At 73.6% G+C, this 14,807-nt stretch carries 12 protein-coding genes; 6 read left to right on the plus strand and 6 right to left on the minus strand.

What is annotated here, in order from left to right; translation table 11 throughout:
• Nucleotides 1–41: 41 nt before the first annotated feature.
• From ACN9MM_RS30635 to ACN9MM_RS30645, 3 genes are read right to left on the minus strand one after another with little or no spacing between them, the layout of a single operon-like run.
• On the minus strand, nt 42–845 hold the full coding sequence (locus ACN9MM_RS30635; RefSeq protein ID WP_426366950.1) for a metal ABC transporter solute-binding protein, Zn/Mn family: 804 nt from the start codon (nt 843–845) through the stop codon (nt 42–44).
• Nucleotides 794–1,702, minus strand: coding sequence for a metal ABC transporter permease (locus tag ACN9MM_RS30640; protein ID WP_426366951.1), 909 nt, complete (start codon nt 1,700–1,702; stop codon nt 794–796). The genes ACN9MM_RS30635 and ACN9MM_RS30640 overlap by 52 nt, the downstream gene beginning before the upstream one ends.
• Nucleotides 1,699–2,334 (minus strand): ATP-binding cassette domain-containing protein, encoded by a 636-nt coding sequence (locus ACN9MM_RS30645; RefSeq protein ID WP_426366952.1) that lies wholly within the window; start codon nt 2,332–2,334, stop codon nt 1,699–1,701. Before ACN9MM_RS30645 ends, ACN9MM_RS30640 begins: the two co-directional genes overlap by 4 nt.
• Before the next feature lie 189 nt (nt 2,335–2,523).
• On the opposite strand from ACN9MM_RS30645, the gene ACN9MM_RS30650 reads away from it, so the two are divergent.
• Entirely contained in the window at nt 2,524–2,910 is a 387-nt protein-coding gene (locus ACN9MM_RS30650; protein WP_426366953.1) for a VOC family protein, read from the plus strand.
• A 46-nt stretch (nt 2,911–2,956) separates the two neighbouring features.
• On the opposite strand, the gene ACN9MM_RS30655 is transcribed toward ACN9MM_RS30650, so the two are convergent.
• A complete protein-coding gene (locus ACN9MM_RS30655; protein WP_426366954.1) occupies nt 2,957–4,123 on the minus strand; it encodes an agmatine deiminase family protein in 1,167 nt (388 codons plus the stop codon).
• A 328-nt stretch (nt 4,124–4,451) separates the two neighbouring features.
• On the opposite strand from ACN9MM_RS30655, the gene ACN9MM_RS30660 reads away from it, so the two are divergent.
• Nucleotides 4,452–5,975, plus strand: a complete 1,524-nt coding sequence (locus ACN9MM_RS30660) for a serine/threonine-protein kinase (RefSeq protein WP_426366955.1) — start codon at nt 4,452–4,454, stop codon at nt 5,973–5,975.
• 63 nt (nt 5,976–6,038) lie between these two features.
• On the plus strand, nt 6,039–6,626 hold the full coding sequence (locus ACN9MM_RS30665) for a TetR/AcrR family transcriptional regulator (protein WP_426366956.1): 588 nt from the start codon (nt 6,039–6,041) through the stop codon (nt 6,624–6,626).
• A gap of 50 nt (nt 6,627–6,676) precedes the next feature.
• Here ACN9MM_RS30665 and ACN9MM_RS30670 read toward each other — a convergent pair whose 3' ends face one another.
• Both ACN9MM_RS30670 and ACN9MM_RS30675 read right to left on the minus strand, forming a co-directional pair.
• The gene (locus ACN9MM_RS30670) at nt 6,677–8,632 is read right to left on the minus strand and encodes an APC family permease (RefSeq protein ID WP_426366957.1); all 1,956 of its coding nucleotides are present in this window, start codon (nt 8,630–8,632) and stop codon (nt 6,677–6,679) included.
• Between the two features lie 175 nt (nt 8,633–8,807).
• The gene (locus ACN9MM_RS30675; protein ID WP_426366958.1) at nt 8,808–10,679 is read right to left on the minus strand and encodes a sigma-70 family RNA polymerase sigma factor; all 1,872 of its coding nucleotides are present in this window, start codon (nt 10,677–10,679) and stop codon (nt 8,808–8,810) included.
• Between the two features lie 245 nt (nt 10,680–10,924).
• On the opposite strand from ACN9MM_RS30675, the gene ACN9MM_RS30680 reads away from it, so the two are divergent.
• From ACN9MM_RS30680 to ACN9MM_RS30690, 3 genes are all read left to right on the plus strand, one after another.
• Entirely contained in the window at nt 10,925–11,665 is a 741-nt protein-coding gene (locus ACN9MM_RS30680) for a class I SAM-dependent methyltransferase (RefSeq protein WP_426366959.1), read from the plus strand.
• A gap of 232 nt (nt 11,666–11,897) precedes the next feature.
• Entirely contained in the window at nt 11,898–13,244 is a 1,347-nt protein-coding gene (gene gdhA, locus ACN9MM_RS30685; RefSeq protein WP_426366960.1) for an NADP-specific glutamate dehydrogenase, read from the plus strand.
• Between the two features lie 168 nt (nt 13,245–13,412).
• The gene (locus ACN9MM_RS30690; protein ID WP_426366961.1) at nt 13,413–14,765 is read left to right on the plus strand and encodes a diacylglycerol/lipid kinase family protein; all 1,353 of its coding nucleotides are present in this window, start codon (nt 13,413–13,415) and stop codon (nt 14,763–14,765) included.
• Nucleotides 14,766–14,807: the final 42 nt, after the last annotated feature.

The raw sequence follows: 14,807 nt of genomic DNA on the forward strand, positions 1-14,807 counted from the left end.
GACACCGGTCACCGGGCCCCTCCGGGCGATCCGCCCGGCCCCTACGAGCCCAGCGCCTTCTTCAGCTCGGCGGCGGCGCCCCGGTACACCTCGACCAGGTCCAGGCTCTCGTCCGGGTAGTTGACGATCTCGACCTGCTCGGCGCCCGAGTCCGGCAGGACCGTACCGGTCGACATGTGGGCGTTGTCGAGGACGAACTCCGGCTTCCTGGAGGAGAGTTCGGCGAGCTGGGCGGGGGTGACGGCCTCGGGTCCGTACGTGCCGACCGGTGTCACACCCGCCAGCTTCGCCGACCACGTGGTGAAGACCTGGGTGACGACGACGGGGCTCCGGCCGCCCGGCCAGGCGGCCTTCAGCTCCTTGCCGAGCCGGTGGTACTCGCTGTCGAAGCCCGCCCGCCACTTCGTCGCCGCGCCCTCGGTGCCGAACAGGCCGGCGAGCCGGGCCACTTCGGACCGTACCTTGTCGGCGTCGTTGTCGAGGTTCACCTCCACCAGCTTCGCCTTCGACCCGGCGGCCTCCTTGATCTTCGCGGCGTACGGCTCGAAGGGCGCGTACAGCACGAAGTCCGCCCCGGCGACGGCCGCGAGGTCCGAGGGCTTCGGGTCGTAGTCGGGCGCGTGGTGCACCGAGCGGGGGACGATGACCGTGACGTCCTCGGCGCCCGCGGCCCGGGCGAACGCGCCCTCCCAGGTCGTCGTCACGACGACCGAGGGACCGGCGCCCTTCCTCCCGTCCTCGGTCCGGGCCGCGCCCTCCTCGCCGCAGCCGGCGGTGAGCAGGAGCGCGGCGGTCAGTGCGAGGAGCGGGCCGGGGGAGGTGATGCGGACGCGGGTGCGCGCCATGAGGGGTTTCTCCGTTCGGGAAGCAGGTGTACGGCGAGGACGACCGCCCCCGCCGTCAGGACGAGGACCGGACCCGGCGGCCAGTCGAGCCGCAGGGCCACGAGGAAGCCGGTCAGGTTGACCGCCACCCCGATCCCGATCGCCCACAGGGTGATCGACCTCAGGGAGCCGCCGAGCCGGCGGGCGGCCAGAGCGGGCAGCAGGGTCAGGGCGTCGACGAGCAGCGCCCCGGTGAGCTTGATGGCCCCGGCCACCGCGACGGCGACCAGGACCAGAAGGGCCGTCGTGAGCGCCCGGACGGGCACGCCCGAGCACTCGGCGAGCTCCCGGTCGTACAGCAGCAGGCCGATCTCGCGCCGCCGCCACCAGAACAGTCCGGGCACGACGACGGCGAGCACGCCGAGGACGACGAGGTCCGGGGTGCCGACGGACAGGATGGAGCCCCACAGCAGGGCGAAGGCCCCGGAGGCGTTGACCCCGGACACGGCGAGCACGAGCAGCGCCGCGGCGATGGCCAGGCTCATCAGCAGGCCCATGGCGCCGGACAGCCCTCCGGGCGTGCGGGCCAGCGGGGCGATCCCCGCGCCGGACAGGGCGCAGGCGATCAGGGCGCAGACCATCGGGTCGATCCCGGTGACCAGACCTACCGCGATCCCGAGCAGCGCGACGTGCATCATCGCGAACCGCACGGGCATGATGTCGAGCCCGACGATCACGACGCCGACGACCGGCAGGGCGACCGCCGCGACGAGCAGCGCGAGCCCGGCCCGCTGCACGGGGACCAGCTGGAGCAGGGTGCCGAGGTCGGCCGCGGCGAGGTGCACCCGGTCCGGCGCGCTCAGAGATCCCGTGCTCACCGGACCTCCCGGAGCCGGCCGGCCGCCATCTCAAGGACCCGGTCGCAGCGTGCGGCGAGGGCGCGGTCGTGCGTCACCACCACCAGCGTGACGGGGAGCGCGGTGAGCAGGCCGGCGGCCTCCTCCTGGCCGTCGAAGTCGAGGGCGGCGGTGGGTTCGTCGGCGAGCAGCACGCCCGCCCCCGCCGTCACGGCACCGACCGCCCGCGCCACGTACAGGCGCTGCAACTGCCCGCCGGAGAGCGTGTCGACCGACCGCCGGGCGAGCCCTCCCACGCCGAGGAGCTCCGCCGCCTCCGCCGCCGCCGCCGGATCGGAGCCGCTCGCGAGGAGTTCCTCGCCGAGCAGGGGGAACCGGCCCGCGGCGGGCTTCTGCGGTATCCAGGCGCAGGCCCGGCGCCGCCATGCCCATCCGGCCGCCGAGCGGGCCTCGCGGCCGCCGACCTCGACGGTCCCGCCGACCTGCCGGTGCAGGCCGAGGACGGCGCGCAGCAGGGTCGTCTTGCCGGAGCCGTTCGTGCCGGTCAGCGCGACGCGCTCGCCGGCGGCGATGTCCAGGTCGACTCCGCCGACCGTCTCGCTGCGGCCGTGCCGGCAGGAGACCCCGCGCATCCGTATGTCCAGTCCGCCCATCCACCCGTCCCGTTCGCGTCCCGCCGGGCCCTCCACCGGGGCCGTCGGTCCTGGAGGAGTCGTCCGCGGGGCGTGTCGGGTTCCCGTGCGGCGGCGGGCAGGTGGTTGGGTCGGTGGCCCACGCCCGTGCCCGGGGTGGGCTCGGCCCCGTACCCGGGCGGCTCAGGCCCGTAGCAGGAGGAGAACGCCATGCGGATCCACGTGACCAGTGTCTTCGTCGACGACCAGGACAAGGCCCTCGCCTTCTACACGGAGAAGCTGGGCTTCGTGAAGAAGACGGAGGTCCCCCTCGGCGACTACCGCTGGCTGACCGTCGTGTCGCCGGAGGCCCCCGAGGGCACCGAACTGCTCCTGGAGCCCGACGCGCACCCCGCCGCCAGGACGTACGCGTACGCCCTGGTCGCGGACGGCATCCCGGCCACCTCCTTCGCCGTGGACGACGTCCGCGCGGAGTACGAGCGGCTGAGCGCCCTCGGGGTCCGCTTCACCCAGGAACCGACGGAGGCGGGCCCGGTCGTCACGGCGGTCCTGGACGACACCTGCGGCAATCTGATCCAGATCGTGCAGCTGCCCTGACCTCCCGGGGGGACGCGGCGGCCGGTGGGCCGCCTCCCGGGAGGGGTCAGGCGGCGGGCCTGCCGGGCTGGTCGTGGGTCGAGCAGTGGATGCCGCCGCCGCCGGAGGCGATGGTGTCGATCTGGAGCTGGACGACCTCGCGCTTCGGGAAGTGCTCCTGGAGGATCCCGCGCGCGCGGTCGTCGGCCTTCCGGTCGCCGAACTTCGGCAGGAAGACGGAGTCGTTCGCGACGTAGAAGTTGGCGTACGTCGACACGAAGTCGTCGCCCTCGCCGGTGATCTTGTCAAGGTCGGGCTGCGGCAGGTCGACGATCTCGAAGCGCCGGCCGCGGGCGTCGGTGGCCTTCTCCAGGACCGCGCGGGCCTGGTCGGCCGAGCGGGACCAGGAGTCCGGGGGCGAACCGGGGAAGGCCTGGTCGAGCAGGACCACGCCGGGCGCGGTGAACCGTACGAGGCTGTCCACGTGCGCGTCGGTGATGTCCTGGCCGCGGACGCCCGCCAGCCAGACCACCTTCTCCACGCCGAGCGTCTCGATCAGTTCGTCCTCGATCTGGTCCCGGGTCTTCCCGCGGTTGCGGTTGTTGTTGACGATCGAGCTCTCGGTGACGAGGAGCGTGCCCTCGCCGTCGGTCTCGAACGAGCCGCCCTCGGCGGTGGGCGGTGCCACCTCGCGGGGGATGTCGTACCTGGCGAGCAGCCTGCGGCCGACCAGGGCGTCGTTGTCGTGGGTCTGCTTGTCGCCCCAGCCGTTGAAGTTGAAGTCGATGCCGACGAGCTCGCCGTCGTCCTCGACGAAGACGGGGACGGTGTCGCGGGCCCACAGGTCGTCGACGGGCATCGGGATGACCTCGACCCGCGAGCCGCACGCCCGCTGGGCCGCCGGCAGCTGCTCCGGGCGGGCCATCATGACGACCGCCTCGTACTCCCCGACGGCCCGGGCGATGCGGGCGATGTCCTCCCGTACGTAGGGCAGCTCGTCGCCCCAGACGGAGGTGAGGGCGGGCCAGGACATGAAGGTGCGGGTGTGGCTCTCCCATTCGGCGCCGAAGCGGCGCTCGGAGTCCGGGGCGCCCGGGCTGCTGCTCGTACCGGCGGCGGCGCCGCCCTGTACGGACTCCCCGGGTCCGCAGGCGGCGGCGCCGAGGGCGAGGGCGCCGCCGATTCCGGCGAAGGTCCGCAGTGCCGTGCGGCGGGAGGGCTGAGGGTGGGACACGGTGTGCTCCGATCATGGGCGGGCGAGACTGTCCGGCGGCGGGCGGATCGCGTGACGCGCGGCGGCGGGAATCGCGGGCCTGGCCTCACGCGGGTGGCGAGCGCCCGGGGACGGGCGGCGCGGCGGGGCGTGAGTGAGGGTGGCCGTGAGGGCCACTGTGGCGCTGACCGGATTTTCAGTCAAATGGCCGCACGGCGTGGCGGGCGCGGTGTCGCCCGGTCGGCGGACGGGCGGGAGCGGGGCGCGCGACCCTTGTGTGGCAAGGCCCACGGGCCGTCCCGCCCGAGCCGTATTGACTGAAACTTTAGTCAAAGGCACGATCGTGTTCATGTCCTCCACGTACCCTCCCGGGCCACGGCCGGCCCACGCGCCGCCGGCGCCCGACGACCCCCGAGAGATCGGCGGCTACCGGATCCAGGCCCGGCTCGGCGCCGGCGGCATGGGCGTCGTCTATCTCGCCCACACCCCGGGCGGGCGGCCCATCGCCCTCAAGGCGGTGCGCGAGGACTTCGCCGCCGACCCCGAGTTCCGGCTGCGCTTCGCCCAGGAGGTCGCCAGCGCGAGCCGCATCCACGGCCTCTTCACCGCGCAGGTCGTGGACCACGGAGCCGACGACCCCGTCCCCTGGCTCGCCACCGCCTACGTGCCCGGCCCCTCGCTCCAGCAGGTCGTCGAGCGCCACGGCCCGCTCCCCGTCCGCACGGTGCTGCTCCTGGTCGCCGGGATCGCCGAGGCACTCCAGGCCATCCACGGCGCCGGCGTCGTCCACCGCGACCTCAAGCCGGCCAACGTCCTGATCGCCGAGGACGGCCCGCGCGTCATCGACTTCGGCATCGCACGCGCCGCCGACGCCACCGGACTCACCGGCACCGGCCTGCGGATCGGCACCGCCGCGTACATGGCGCCCGAGCAGGCCCTCGGCCTCGCGGTGACGCCCGCGACCGACGTCTTCGCCCTCGGCGCGCTCGCCGCCTACGTCGCCGGAGGAGCGCTGCCGTTCGGCGCCGGTCCCGAGTCGGCCGCGCTGTACCGCGTGGTCCACGAGCCGGCCGACCTCACCCACGTCCCCGCCGAACTCCACGCCCTCCTCGACCGCTGCCTCGCCAAGCGGCCGGAGGAGCGCCCCGCCCCGGCCGAGCTGATCGCCGCCGCGCACGCGCACCCGGCCGTCGGACCCGCCCCGGAGTTCAACGAGGGCTGGCTGCCGGGCGCGGTGCGGGAGGAGCTGCCGGGCGGGGCGGCACCCGTCCGGGCGCCCTCGCTCCACGACCGGCCCACCCACGCGGGACCCGCGGCCCCGGTCCCCACGCAGCGGGTGCCGGAGCCCCGGACCGGAGCCGACCGCGCCCCCGGCGGGCCCCCGGCGCACCGGGTCCGGCGCGGGCGTACGCCCCTGGCCGCGGGCGTCGCCGTCCTCGGGCTGCTCGCGGCGGCGGCCGGGGTCGTGTACCACCTGGACGGGACCGGGACGGGCCCCTCGTTCACGCCGGGGTACACCGACGTCGAGCTGACCGCCCCCGACGACGGCTACGAGTTCGACCTCGGCGCCGGGAGGGTGGTACCCGCCGAGACCGCCGACTGGTACCTGAGCCGCGACAAGGGCGCGTTCGTCCTGCCCGAGGACGCGGACGCCTTCGTCGCCTCCGGGTACGTGCTGAGCCCCGAGGACTGCGACCGCGGCATCGAGACGGAACCCGTCACGAGCCTGCCCCTCGACGACCTCGCCGACGAGCGACCGTTCTGCGTCCGCAGCCCCGACGGCCGGCGGCTCGTCATCGCCCGGCTCGTCGACGGGGCGCAGGGCGACGGCCCGGTCACGGTCGTCCTCGGCCAGTACCGGAAGGACGGCTGAACGGTCCCGGACGGGGCGGCGCCGTCGATCACTCCGTACGCCGCTCCGGATAGGGTTCACGGCATGGCGTCTCGTAGTACTCAGATCCTTGAAGCAGCCGCCCGGGTGATCGCCCGGCGTGGCGTCCGCGGGCTCCGCGTGGAGGAACTGGCCGCCGAGGCCGGGGTCTCCACCGGCCTGATCTACTACCACTTCAAGGACCGCACCGGAATCCTGCGCCACACGCTGGAGTTCATCAACGACCGGGCCGAGCGGTACACCACCGCGCAGGACCCCGACGCCGAGCCCCTCGGCCCGCGCGAGGAGCTCGACCAGGTCCTCTGCCTGGAGCTCCAGGACACCCCGGAGGTCCGGGAGAACAGCTCGGCCTGGGGCGAACTGCGCGCGAGCGCCGTCTTCGACCCCGTCCTGCGCGAGGACCTCGCCCGCGCGACCCTGGTGTGGGTGCAGGAGATCGCCGGACTCCTCGGCCAGGTGCGGCCCCTGGCGCCCGCGGCCGCGCTCGCCGCCGCGGCCGAGCGGCTCACCGCCCTCCTCGAAGGCCTGAGCATGCGGTGGCTGAGCGGCGGCCTCGCGATCGACCACGCGCGCGCCCTCATGCGGGAGGCGGTCGAGGTGGAACTGAACGGTCTGGACGCGGTCCGGGCGTAGCCCGGCGTCCCGCCGGGACCCGCTGTCCGCGCGCCTCCCGGCGGTCCCGCTCAGCCCACGTGGACGCGGGGGCGACGGTTCCGGTCGGACTCGGCCTCCCGCAGGACCTCTCGGGTGACGGGGGCGACCTCGCCCTGCCCGAGGAGGAAGAAGCGCAGGAAGTTGGCGAAGGGGTTGCCCTCGGTCCACTCGAAGTAGATGTGGGGGCTCACGCCGGTGAGGTCACGGGCGTGGAGGAGGAGCGCGGCGAGCGCGTTCGGGATCGAGGAGGACTCGACGGTCAGGACGCGGTAGCGGTCGTGCATGACCTCGCCGCGCACGGTCAGACCCGCCTCGAACTCGGAGGGGTCGGTGACCGTCACCTCGACGAAGACGAAGTCCTCGGTGGTCGGCAGGTCGTTGTCGGCGCGGATCTGTTCGATCTTGTCGCGGTACTCGGCGATGTCCCGCCTGTCGGGCTCGTTGGCGACGAAGCGCGGGGTGCGGCGGGAGATGTCCTGGATGAAGCGCTCGGCCATGTCGTCGAGCTCGATGTGGGTGACGCGCAGCTCGAAGGCGCGGCCGAGGCGGGAGAGGAGCGAGATGAGGATGATGCCGGCGATGAAGCAGGCGCCGATCTTCACGCCGTCGGGGCGCTCGATGACGTTGACGACGGTGGTGTAGAGGAAGACGGCGGAGATGACGCCGAAGCCGATGGCCCAGCCGCGCTGGCCGGCCTTGCGCGCCGCGATGGTCACGGCGATGGCGGCCGAGCAGATCAGGACGAGGACACCGGTGGCGTAGGCGCCGCCCTGGGCGTCGACGTCGGCGTCGAAGATCCAGGTCACGAGGAAGGCGACCAGGGTGAAGACGATGACCATGGGGCGCACGGCGCGGGCCCAGTGCGGGGCCATGCCGTACTTGGGCAGGTAGCGGGGCATCAGGTTGAGCAGTCCGGCCATGGCGGAGGCGCCCGCGAACCAGAGGATCGCGATGGTGGAGACGTCGTAGACCGTGCCGAAGGTGTTGCCCAGGTACTCGTGGGCGAGGTAGGCGAGCGCGCGGCCGTTGGCCTGGCCGCCGGACTCGAACTCCTTCTCCGGGATGAGCACGGTGGTGATGAAGCTCGTGCAGATCAGGAAGACGCTCATGATCAGCGCGGCCGTGGTCAGGAGCTTCTTGGTGTCGCGGATGCGGCCGGTCGGCTTCTCCTCGGTGTCGTCCGGGTCGCCCTTGACGTGCGGCATGACCGCCACGCCGGTCTCGAAGCCGGACAGGCCGAGCGCGAGCTTGGGGAAGACGAGGAGGGCGACGCCGACCATGGCGAAGACGTTGCCGTGCTCGGCGGTCAGCGCGGCGGTCCAGTCGGTGACGACATGGCCTTCGGTGATCACGTGCCAGAAGCCGCTGACGACGACGACCACGTTGAGGCCGAGGTAGATGCCGACGAGGACGACGGCGACGCCGATGGCCTCCAGGAAGCCCTTGAGGAACACGGCGCCGAGCAGGGCGATCAGCACGAGCGTGATGATCATCTGCTTGTTGTGGAGCGCCTCTTCGAGATGCGGGTTCTCGACGAGGTGGGTGGAGGCGTCGGCCGCCGACAGGGTGATGGTGATGAGGAAGTCGGTGGCGGCGAAGCCGAGCAGGGTGAGGACGAACAGCTTGCCCTTCCAGAAGGAGAGCAGGCGCGACAGCATGGCGATCGAGCCCTCGCCGCGCGGGCTCTCCTCCGCCACCCGCCGGTAGACGGGCAGGGCGCCGGCCAGGGTGACGATGACCAGGACGACCGTCGCGACGGGGGAGAGCAGTCCGGCGGCCAGGGCCGCGATGCCGGGCTGGTAGCCGAGGGTGGAGAAGTAGTCGACGCCGGTCAGGCACATCACCCGCCACCAGCGCTGGCCCTTGTGCCCGGCGTCCGGGGCCGACTCCACCGGCCGGGAGGGCTTGCCCTTCCCCATGTCGGACAGCCCCTCCAGCATCCACGCGCGCAATCGTCCGGTGCGGGCGTCCTTCGTGGTGGCCATCGGGGGTCCCTGGGAGTTCGGTGAGCATCGACTTTCGGCCATCCGACGGACGGCCGGGCAAGCCTAAGCAGACCGCGAGCCACCGATCGGGGGTCACGCGTCAGGGAAGCGTCAAGATCCCCCTGTCGGACGTCATGCTTGTCACACCGGCGCCGTCCTCGGCCCCCGGGGAGCGTCAGCGGCTGCCGAAGACCTGCGTCCAGTAGGGGCCGCCGGAGGTGTGCAGGCCGATTCCGATCTCCTTGAAGTCACAGTTCAGGATGTTCGCCCGGTGGCCGGGACTGTTCATCCACGAGTCCATCACCTCCGCGGGGGTTCTCTGGCCCTTCGCGATGTTCTCGCCGTACGTCGACCAGGCGTATCCGGCGGCCGTGACGCGCTCGCCGGGGCCGTCGCCGTCGGGGTTGGTGTGGTCGAAGAAGCCCCGCGCGGCCATGTCGTCGGAGTGGCCCTGGGCGGCCCTGGTCAGCAGCGGGTGCTCGGTGAGCGGCCCGCAGCCGGCCTTGGCCCGTTCGGTGTTGACGAGACTGATCACCTCCTGCTGGGTGGAACCGGAACCGGAACCGGAGCCCGCGCCGGTGGAACCGGTGCCGGAACCCGATCCGGAGGTCGGCCGCGTGGCGGTCGGGGCGGGGTCGGGCGCGGGCGGGGCCGTGCGGGTCGGCCGGGGCGGCGCCGGAGGCGTGGTGCGGGAGGCCGTCGGCGTGGGGCGCGAGGGCTTCGGGGAGGTCCGGGGGGTCTTCGACACCGACGGCGAGGGCGCGGCCGTGGAGGACGCGGTCGCCGGGGTCCCGGTCGGCTCCTGCGCGGTGGGCAGGCCGCCGTCGGCGGGCGCGGCGAGGGTCGTGCCCCCGGCCTCCGGCCCCTCGTCGGGGCCGGCGGTCAGGGTGAAGGCGCCGCCGGTGACCGCCACCACGGCTATGCCCGCCGCGATGACCACGCGCCGGCGGCCGCGCCGCTGCCGCTGCCGGCGCTTGCGGCGGACGGCCCGCGTGCTCCGGGCACCGCGGCCCGCGGCCCCTTCACCCGGCCCGGACCCGGACGCCCCTCCGGCACCGTCCCGCGCCGGGGCGAGCGGGGCGGCGAGCGTCGAGGCGAGCGGGTCGGAGTCCGGGTCGTAGGCGTGGGCGGACGCGGGGTCGCGGGCATGCGGGGAAGCAGGGACGGAACCCCGACCGGACACCTGCGCGGAGCCCGGGTCCACCGCCACGCCCGAGGACTGGGCGCCGAACTGCCCGCTCGCGGCGACGGCCTCGAAGTCGGCCCGCTCGCGGACGCCCGCGAGGAGCAGCGCGGCCGGGGGCACCAGAAGCAGCCCGGCGAGCAGCCCCTCCGCCGGGACGAGCCCGCTCCACAGCCCGGAGCAGTGCGCGCACGCACGCGCGTGCCGGGCCAGGCGCTTGCGCCAGAGGGGCGACGGCCGGCCGTCCCAGGTGCCGGTCTCGTACCGCAGGGTCGGGCAGGGCGGGTTCTGCGACAGGGCCCGCACGACGATCCGCGCCGTCTCCAGCCGTTCCTTCATCCGCTGGACCCGCACCGCGGTGTGCTGCGGGGACAGCTGGAGCGCGGCGGCCACCTCGTGCCGGCTGAGCTCGCCGGCGCACTCCAGCCACCACAGCGACAGCAGCTCCCGGTCCTCCGGCTCCAGCCAGCGGGTCGCCTCGGCGGTCTCGCGCCGCTGGCCGGACAGGTTCAGCCGGACCACGGCCAGCTCCACGAAGTCGGATCCCGGCTGCGCGATCTCGTGCGCGTCGTCGAGGCCGCCCGCGGGGAAGCCGGCCTGCCGCTGCCAGTGGGTCCGGACGCCGTTCATGGTGATGGCGACCAGCCAGGACCTGAAGCTGTCCGGGGAGCGCAGGTCGCCGAGTCCGGCGAGCGCCCGCAGCATCGTCTCCTGGACGACGTCGTCGACGTCGTGGTGACCGTTCATCGCCCGGCCCACGATGTTGTAGACGAGGGGGAGGTGGAGCGCGATGAGCCGGTCCTGCGCCCGAAGGTCTCCGCTCTGCGCCGCCCTGACCAGTTCCGTACCGTGCTGTGCGCCCATGCTCCGAATCACCCTGCCTGTTCCCGCTGTCGTCGACGGCCAACACAGGGGAGATCACCGGGAGGCGGACCGATAACAGGAATCGGCGGAGGTCTTCCGGGAACTTCGGCCTCCCGTAGGGGAGGCCAGGGCGCCCGCCCGGTCTTCGTGGCTTCCGCCCATACGAGGTTGCGCGCCGTTCCGGCAAGACTGCCAGGGCATGACGGACCACCAGGCACGACCGAGCACTGGGGAGGACTGCGCCCATGGGTGTGCAGCTGTACGACGAGATCGGTGAGGCTTTCGAGGGGTTCAAGTCCCTCCCGCTGACACGGTACGGGGAGGTGCCCAGCTTTCTGAACCTGGTCGGCGACGTCCGGGGCAGGACGGTGCTCGACCTCGCCTCCGGCACCGGCTTCTACAGCCGGGAGCTGAAGCGGCGCGGCGCCGCCGACGTGCTCGGCGTCGACATCTCCACGGAAATGGTCGCCGCGGCGGTGGCGTTCGAGGAGAGCGAGCCGCTCGGGGTGCGCTACGAGGTGGGGGACCTCGCCACCCTGCGACCGCTCGACGAGCGCTTCGACCTCGCGCTGGGAGTCCAGGCGCTGAACTACGCGCCGGACACCGCCACCATGGAGGCGATGTGCCGCAACGTGCACCGGAGCCTGAAGCCCGGTGCCGGGTTCTTCCTGCTCGTGCAGAAGCCCGACTACCGCTTCGACGGGCCGTCCCTCGCCCCGTACGGCTTCCTCTGCGAGGCGACCGGCGAGGAGATCGAGACCGGACCGCGCGTCCGGATCACGGCGCTCCTCGAACCGCCGGTCTCGTTCGTGGGAGCGTGTCCCCGCCGTGAGGTCTACGAGGGATCGCTGCGGGAGGCCGGCTTCGGCGACCTGACCTGGGTCCCGCTGGAGATCTCCGAGGCGGGCGTCCGGGAGTTCGGCGAGGAGTTCTGGGCGGACTGCCTGGCCAACCCGCCGTTCGAGCTCCTGCGCTGCCGGGCGTGAGACGCCCGAACGCCCCACACGTCGGATCGACTAGAAAAGAGCTGGGAACGGCCGGCGCGATGGCGTAAAGCCGTTGTCGGACCTGAGAGCGGGGGAACACGTACGTGCCGCGGGCCGGGGGCCGCCGCCGCCGAATCGGCGGCGGCCCCCGGCCCGGCACGGTCGGCGGAGACGCCGGCGGCCCGTCCGGGGACCGGCAGCGGCACCCTGAACCACACGGAAAGAGACACCCATGAACGTCAGTGAGCACATCGAGTCCGTCTACGCGGAGGTCCGCCGGCGCAACCCCGGCGAGGCCGAGTTCCACCAGGCGGCGGCCGAGGTGCTGGAGTCCCTCGGACCCGCGCTCGACCGGCACCCCGAGTACGCCGGGGCCGGGATCGTGGAGCGGCTCGTCGAGCCGGAGCGACAGCTGATGTTCCGGGTTCCCTGGGTCGACGACCAGGGCACCGTGCGCGTCAACCGCGGATACCGGGTGGAGTTCAACAGCGCCCTCGGCCCGTACAAGGGAGGCCTGCGGTTCCACCCGAGCGTCAACCTCGGCATCGTGAAGTTCCTCGGCTTCGAGCAGATCTTCAAGAACGCGCTGACCGGGATGGCGATCGGCGGCGGCAAGGGCGGGTCGGACTTCGACCCCAAGGGCCGCTCGGACGGCGAGATCATGCGGTTCTGCCAGTCCTTCATGACGGAGCTGTACCGCCACCTGGGCGAGCACACCGACGTTCCCGCCGGCGACATCGGCGTCGGCGCGCGGGAGATCGGCTACCTCTTCGGACAGTACAAGCGGATCACCAACCGCTACGAGTCGGGCGTCCTCACCGGCAAGCCGGTCGGCTGGGGCGGCTCGCACGCCCGCACCGAGGCCACGGGCTACGGCGCGGTGTTCTTCGCCCAGGAGATGCTCGCCACCCGCGGCGAGGACTTCGACGGGCGCCGCGTGGTCGTCTCCGGGTCCGGGAACGTCGCCGTGTACGCCGTGGAGAAGGTCCACGCCCTCGGCGGCCGTGTCGTGGCCTGCAGCGACTCCACCGGCTACCTCGTCGACGAGGACGGCATCGACCTGGAGCTCCTGAAGGACATCAAGGAGGTGCGGCGCGCGCGGATCTCCGCGTACGCCGAGGCCAAGCCGACCGCGCGCTTCTCCGCCCGCGGCACGGTCTACGACCTGCGGTGCGACGTCGCCCTGCCCTGCGCGACGCAGAACGAGCTGGGCCGCGAGGACGCCGTGGCCCTGGTGAAGAACGGGGTCCGCGCCGTTGCCGAGGGCGCGAACATGCCCTGCACGCCCGAGGCGGTGGAGGTGTTCCGGGAGGCCGGGGTCCTCTTCGGCCCGGGCAAGGCCGCCAACGCGGGCGGCGTGGCCACCTCCGCCCTGGAGATGCAGCAGAACGCGGCCCGCGACACCTGGACCTTCGAGCAGACCGAGGCCCGCCTCGCCGACGTCATGCGCGACGTCCACACCCAGTGCCGCACCACCGCCGAGGCGTACGGCGCCGACGCGGACGACTACGTGCTCGGCGCCAACGTCGCGGGCTTCCTGCGGGTGGCGGAGGCGATGCACGCGCAGGGCGTCATCTGAGGCACACGGGCGGCGGCGCGACGCGAGGGAGCGGCGCGCGGCCCCACGGTGTCATCCGCACGGGCCCGGCCGGGATGCCCTCCCGGCCGGGCCCGTGCACGCTGGTGCCCCGGACTGTGGTCGCGGTCGGAGGACCGCGCCCGCGGTCGGACACCACGAAGGGACGCCATGGGCAGGACGCGTACGAACGGCCCCGACGCGGAGGCCGGCGCGCGGCTGCTCGCGGGTCTCGCGGTGCTCGCCGTGGTCGCCTCGCTGGTCGTCCTCCTGCTCGCGCTGGGGGACGGCGGTCTCCTGGTGGTCGGAGCCGGCCTCCTCGGACTCGTCCTCTGCGCCGCCGGCGTCTGGTGGTTCGTCGCGCACCGGGGCGCGGTGCGGCTCTTCGGGGCGCTCCTGGCGGTCGCCGCACCCGTCGGCGTCCTGGTCCTCTTCGCGCACGACGGCCTGTGGGTGACGGCGCTGGTCCTCTGCCTGTGCTGGGCCGCGGCGCTGGCCTGCGCACGGGCCGCGCTGCGCAGGTCGGCTCCGGAGCGGGCGGCGAAGGCGGTCCCGGCGGCCCGGCCGAAACGACCGGTCCTGATCATGAACCCGAAGTCCGGGGGCGGGAAGGTCGGCCGCTTCGGCCTCGTCGAACGGGCGGAGGAGCTCGGCGCGCGGGTGATCCTGCTCGACCCGTCCGCCCCCGTCGACGTCGCCGAACTGGCCCGCGGGGCCGTGACCGAGGGCGCGGACCTGCTCGGCGTCGCGGGCGGCGACGGCACCCAGGCCCTGGTCGCGGCGGTCGCCGCCGAGCACGACCTGCCGTTCCTCGTGGTGTCCGCCGGCACCCGCAACCACTTCGCCATGGACCTCGGCCTCGACCGCACCGACCCGGCCCGCTGCCTCGACGCGCTGCACGACGGCGAGGAGCTCCGGATCGACCTCGGCGACGTCGACGGCCGGCCCTTCGTCAACACCGTCTCCTTCGGGGTGTACGCGGACGTCGTCCAGCGCCCCGAGTACCGTGACGACAAGGCGGGCACGATCCTCGCCGTCATGCCGGACCTGCTGCTCGGCGAGGGCGTGCGGCGGCTCGACGCGCGGATCGACGACACGCCGCTCTCCGCCCAGCAGGCCCTGCTCGTCAGCAACAACCCGTACGTCTCGCCCGACGAGTTCAGCGGCGCCGGCCGCCGGCCCAGCCTCGACGACGGCGAGCTGGGGGTGCTCGGGATCCGGGTCGAGGACGCGGCGCAGGCCGCCGATCTGGCCGTACGGGGATCGCAGTCGACCGGCCTCACCGTCCTGACCGCCCACCGCGTCGAGGTGACCTCCGACGCGGACGAGATCCCCGTGGCGGTCGACGGGGAGGCGCTGCGGATGCCCACCCCGGTCGTGTGCGTGCTGCGCCCGGGCGCCCTGCGGGTCCTGGTCCCGCGCGACCGCCCCGGCGTCCCCGTGTCCGTGCCGCCCGTGAGATGGCGGCGGATCCTCGACCTCGCGTTCGGCCGCGGGGAGCGGGTCGCGGAAGCGCCGCGGTGACGGGTCGGGGCCGGGAAGGAGCGCAGTGGTGACCGCGCCCGG

It is taken from the genome of Streptomyces sp. E-08 (assembly GCF_049913095.1).
GTDB lineage: Bacteria > Actinomycetota > Actinomycetes > Streptomycetales > Streptomycetaceae > Streptomyces.

Bases quoted from the DNA above. Each gene is read 5' to 3' on its own strand.
- ACN9MM_RS30690 (WP_426366961.1), top strand. From the start codon at position 13,413: ATGGGCAGGACGCGTACGAACGGCCCCGACGCGGAGGCCGGCGCGCGG.
- ACN9MM_RS30675 (WP_426366958.1), bottom strand. From the start codon at position 10,679: ATGGGCGCACAGCACGGTACGGAACTGGTCAGGGCGGCGCAGAGCGGA.
- gdhA (WP_426366960.1), top strand. From the start codon at position 11,898: ATGAACGTCAGTGAGCACATCGAGTCCGTCTACGCGGAGGTCCGCCGG.
- ACN9MM_RS30645 (WP_426366952.1), bottom strand. From the start codon at position 2,334: ATGGGCGGACTGGACATACGGATGCGCGGGGTCTCCTGCCGGCACGGC.
- ACN9MM_RS30680 (WP_426366959.1), top strand. From the start codon at position 10,925: ATGGGTGTGCAGCTGTACGACGAGATCGGTGAGGCTTTCGAGGGGTTC.
- ACN9MM_RS30650 (WP_426366953.1), top strand. From the start codon at position 2,524: ATGCGGATCCACGTGACCAGTGTCTTCGTCGACGACCAGGACAAGGCC.
- ACN9MM_RS30670 (WP_426366957.1), bottom strand. From the start codon at position 8,632: ATGGCCACCACGAAGGACGCCCGCACCGGACGATTGCGCGCGTGGATG.
- ACN9MM_RS30660 (WP_426366955.1), top strand. From the start codon at position 4,452: ATGTCCTCCACGTACCCTCCCGGGCCACGGCCGGCCCACGCGCCGCCG.
- ACN9MM_RS30635 (WP_426366950.1), bottom strand. From the start codon at position 845: ATGGCGCGCACCCGCGTCCGCATCACCTCCCCCGGCCCGCTCCTCGCA.
- ACN9MM_RS30665 (WP_426366956.1), top strand. From the start codon at position 6,039: ATGGCGTCTCGTAGTACTCAGATCCTTGAAGCAGCCGCCCGGGTGATC.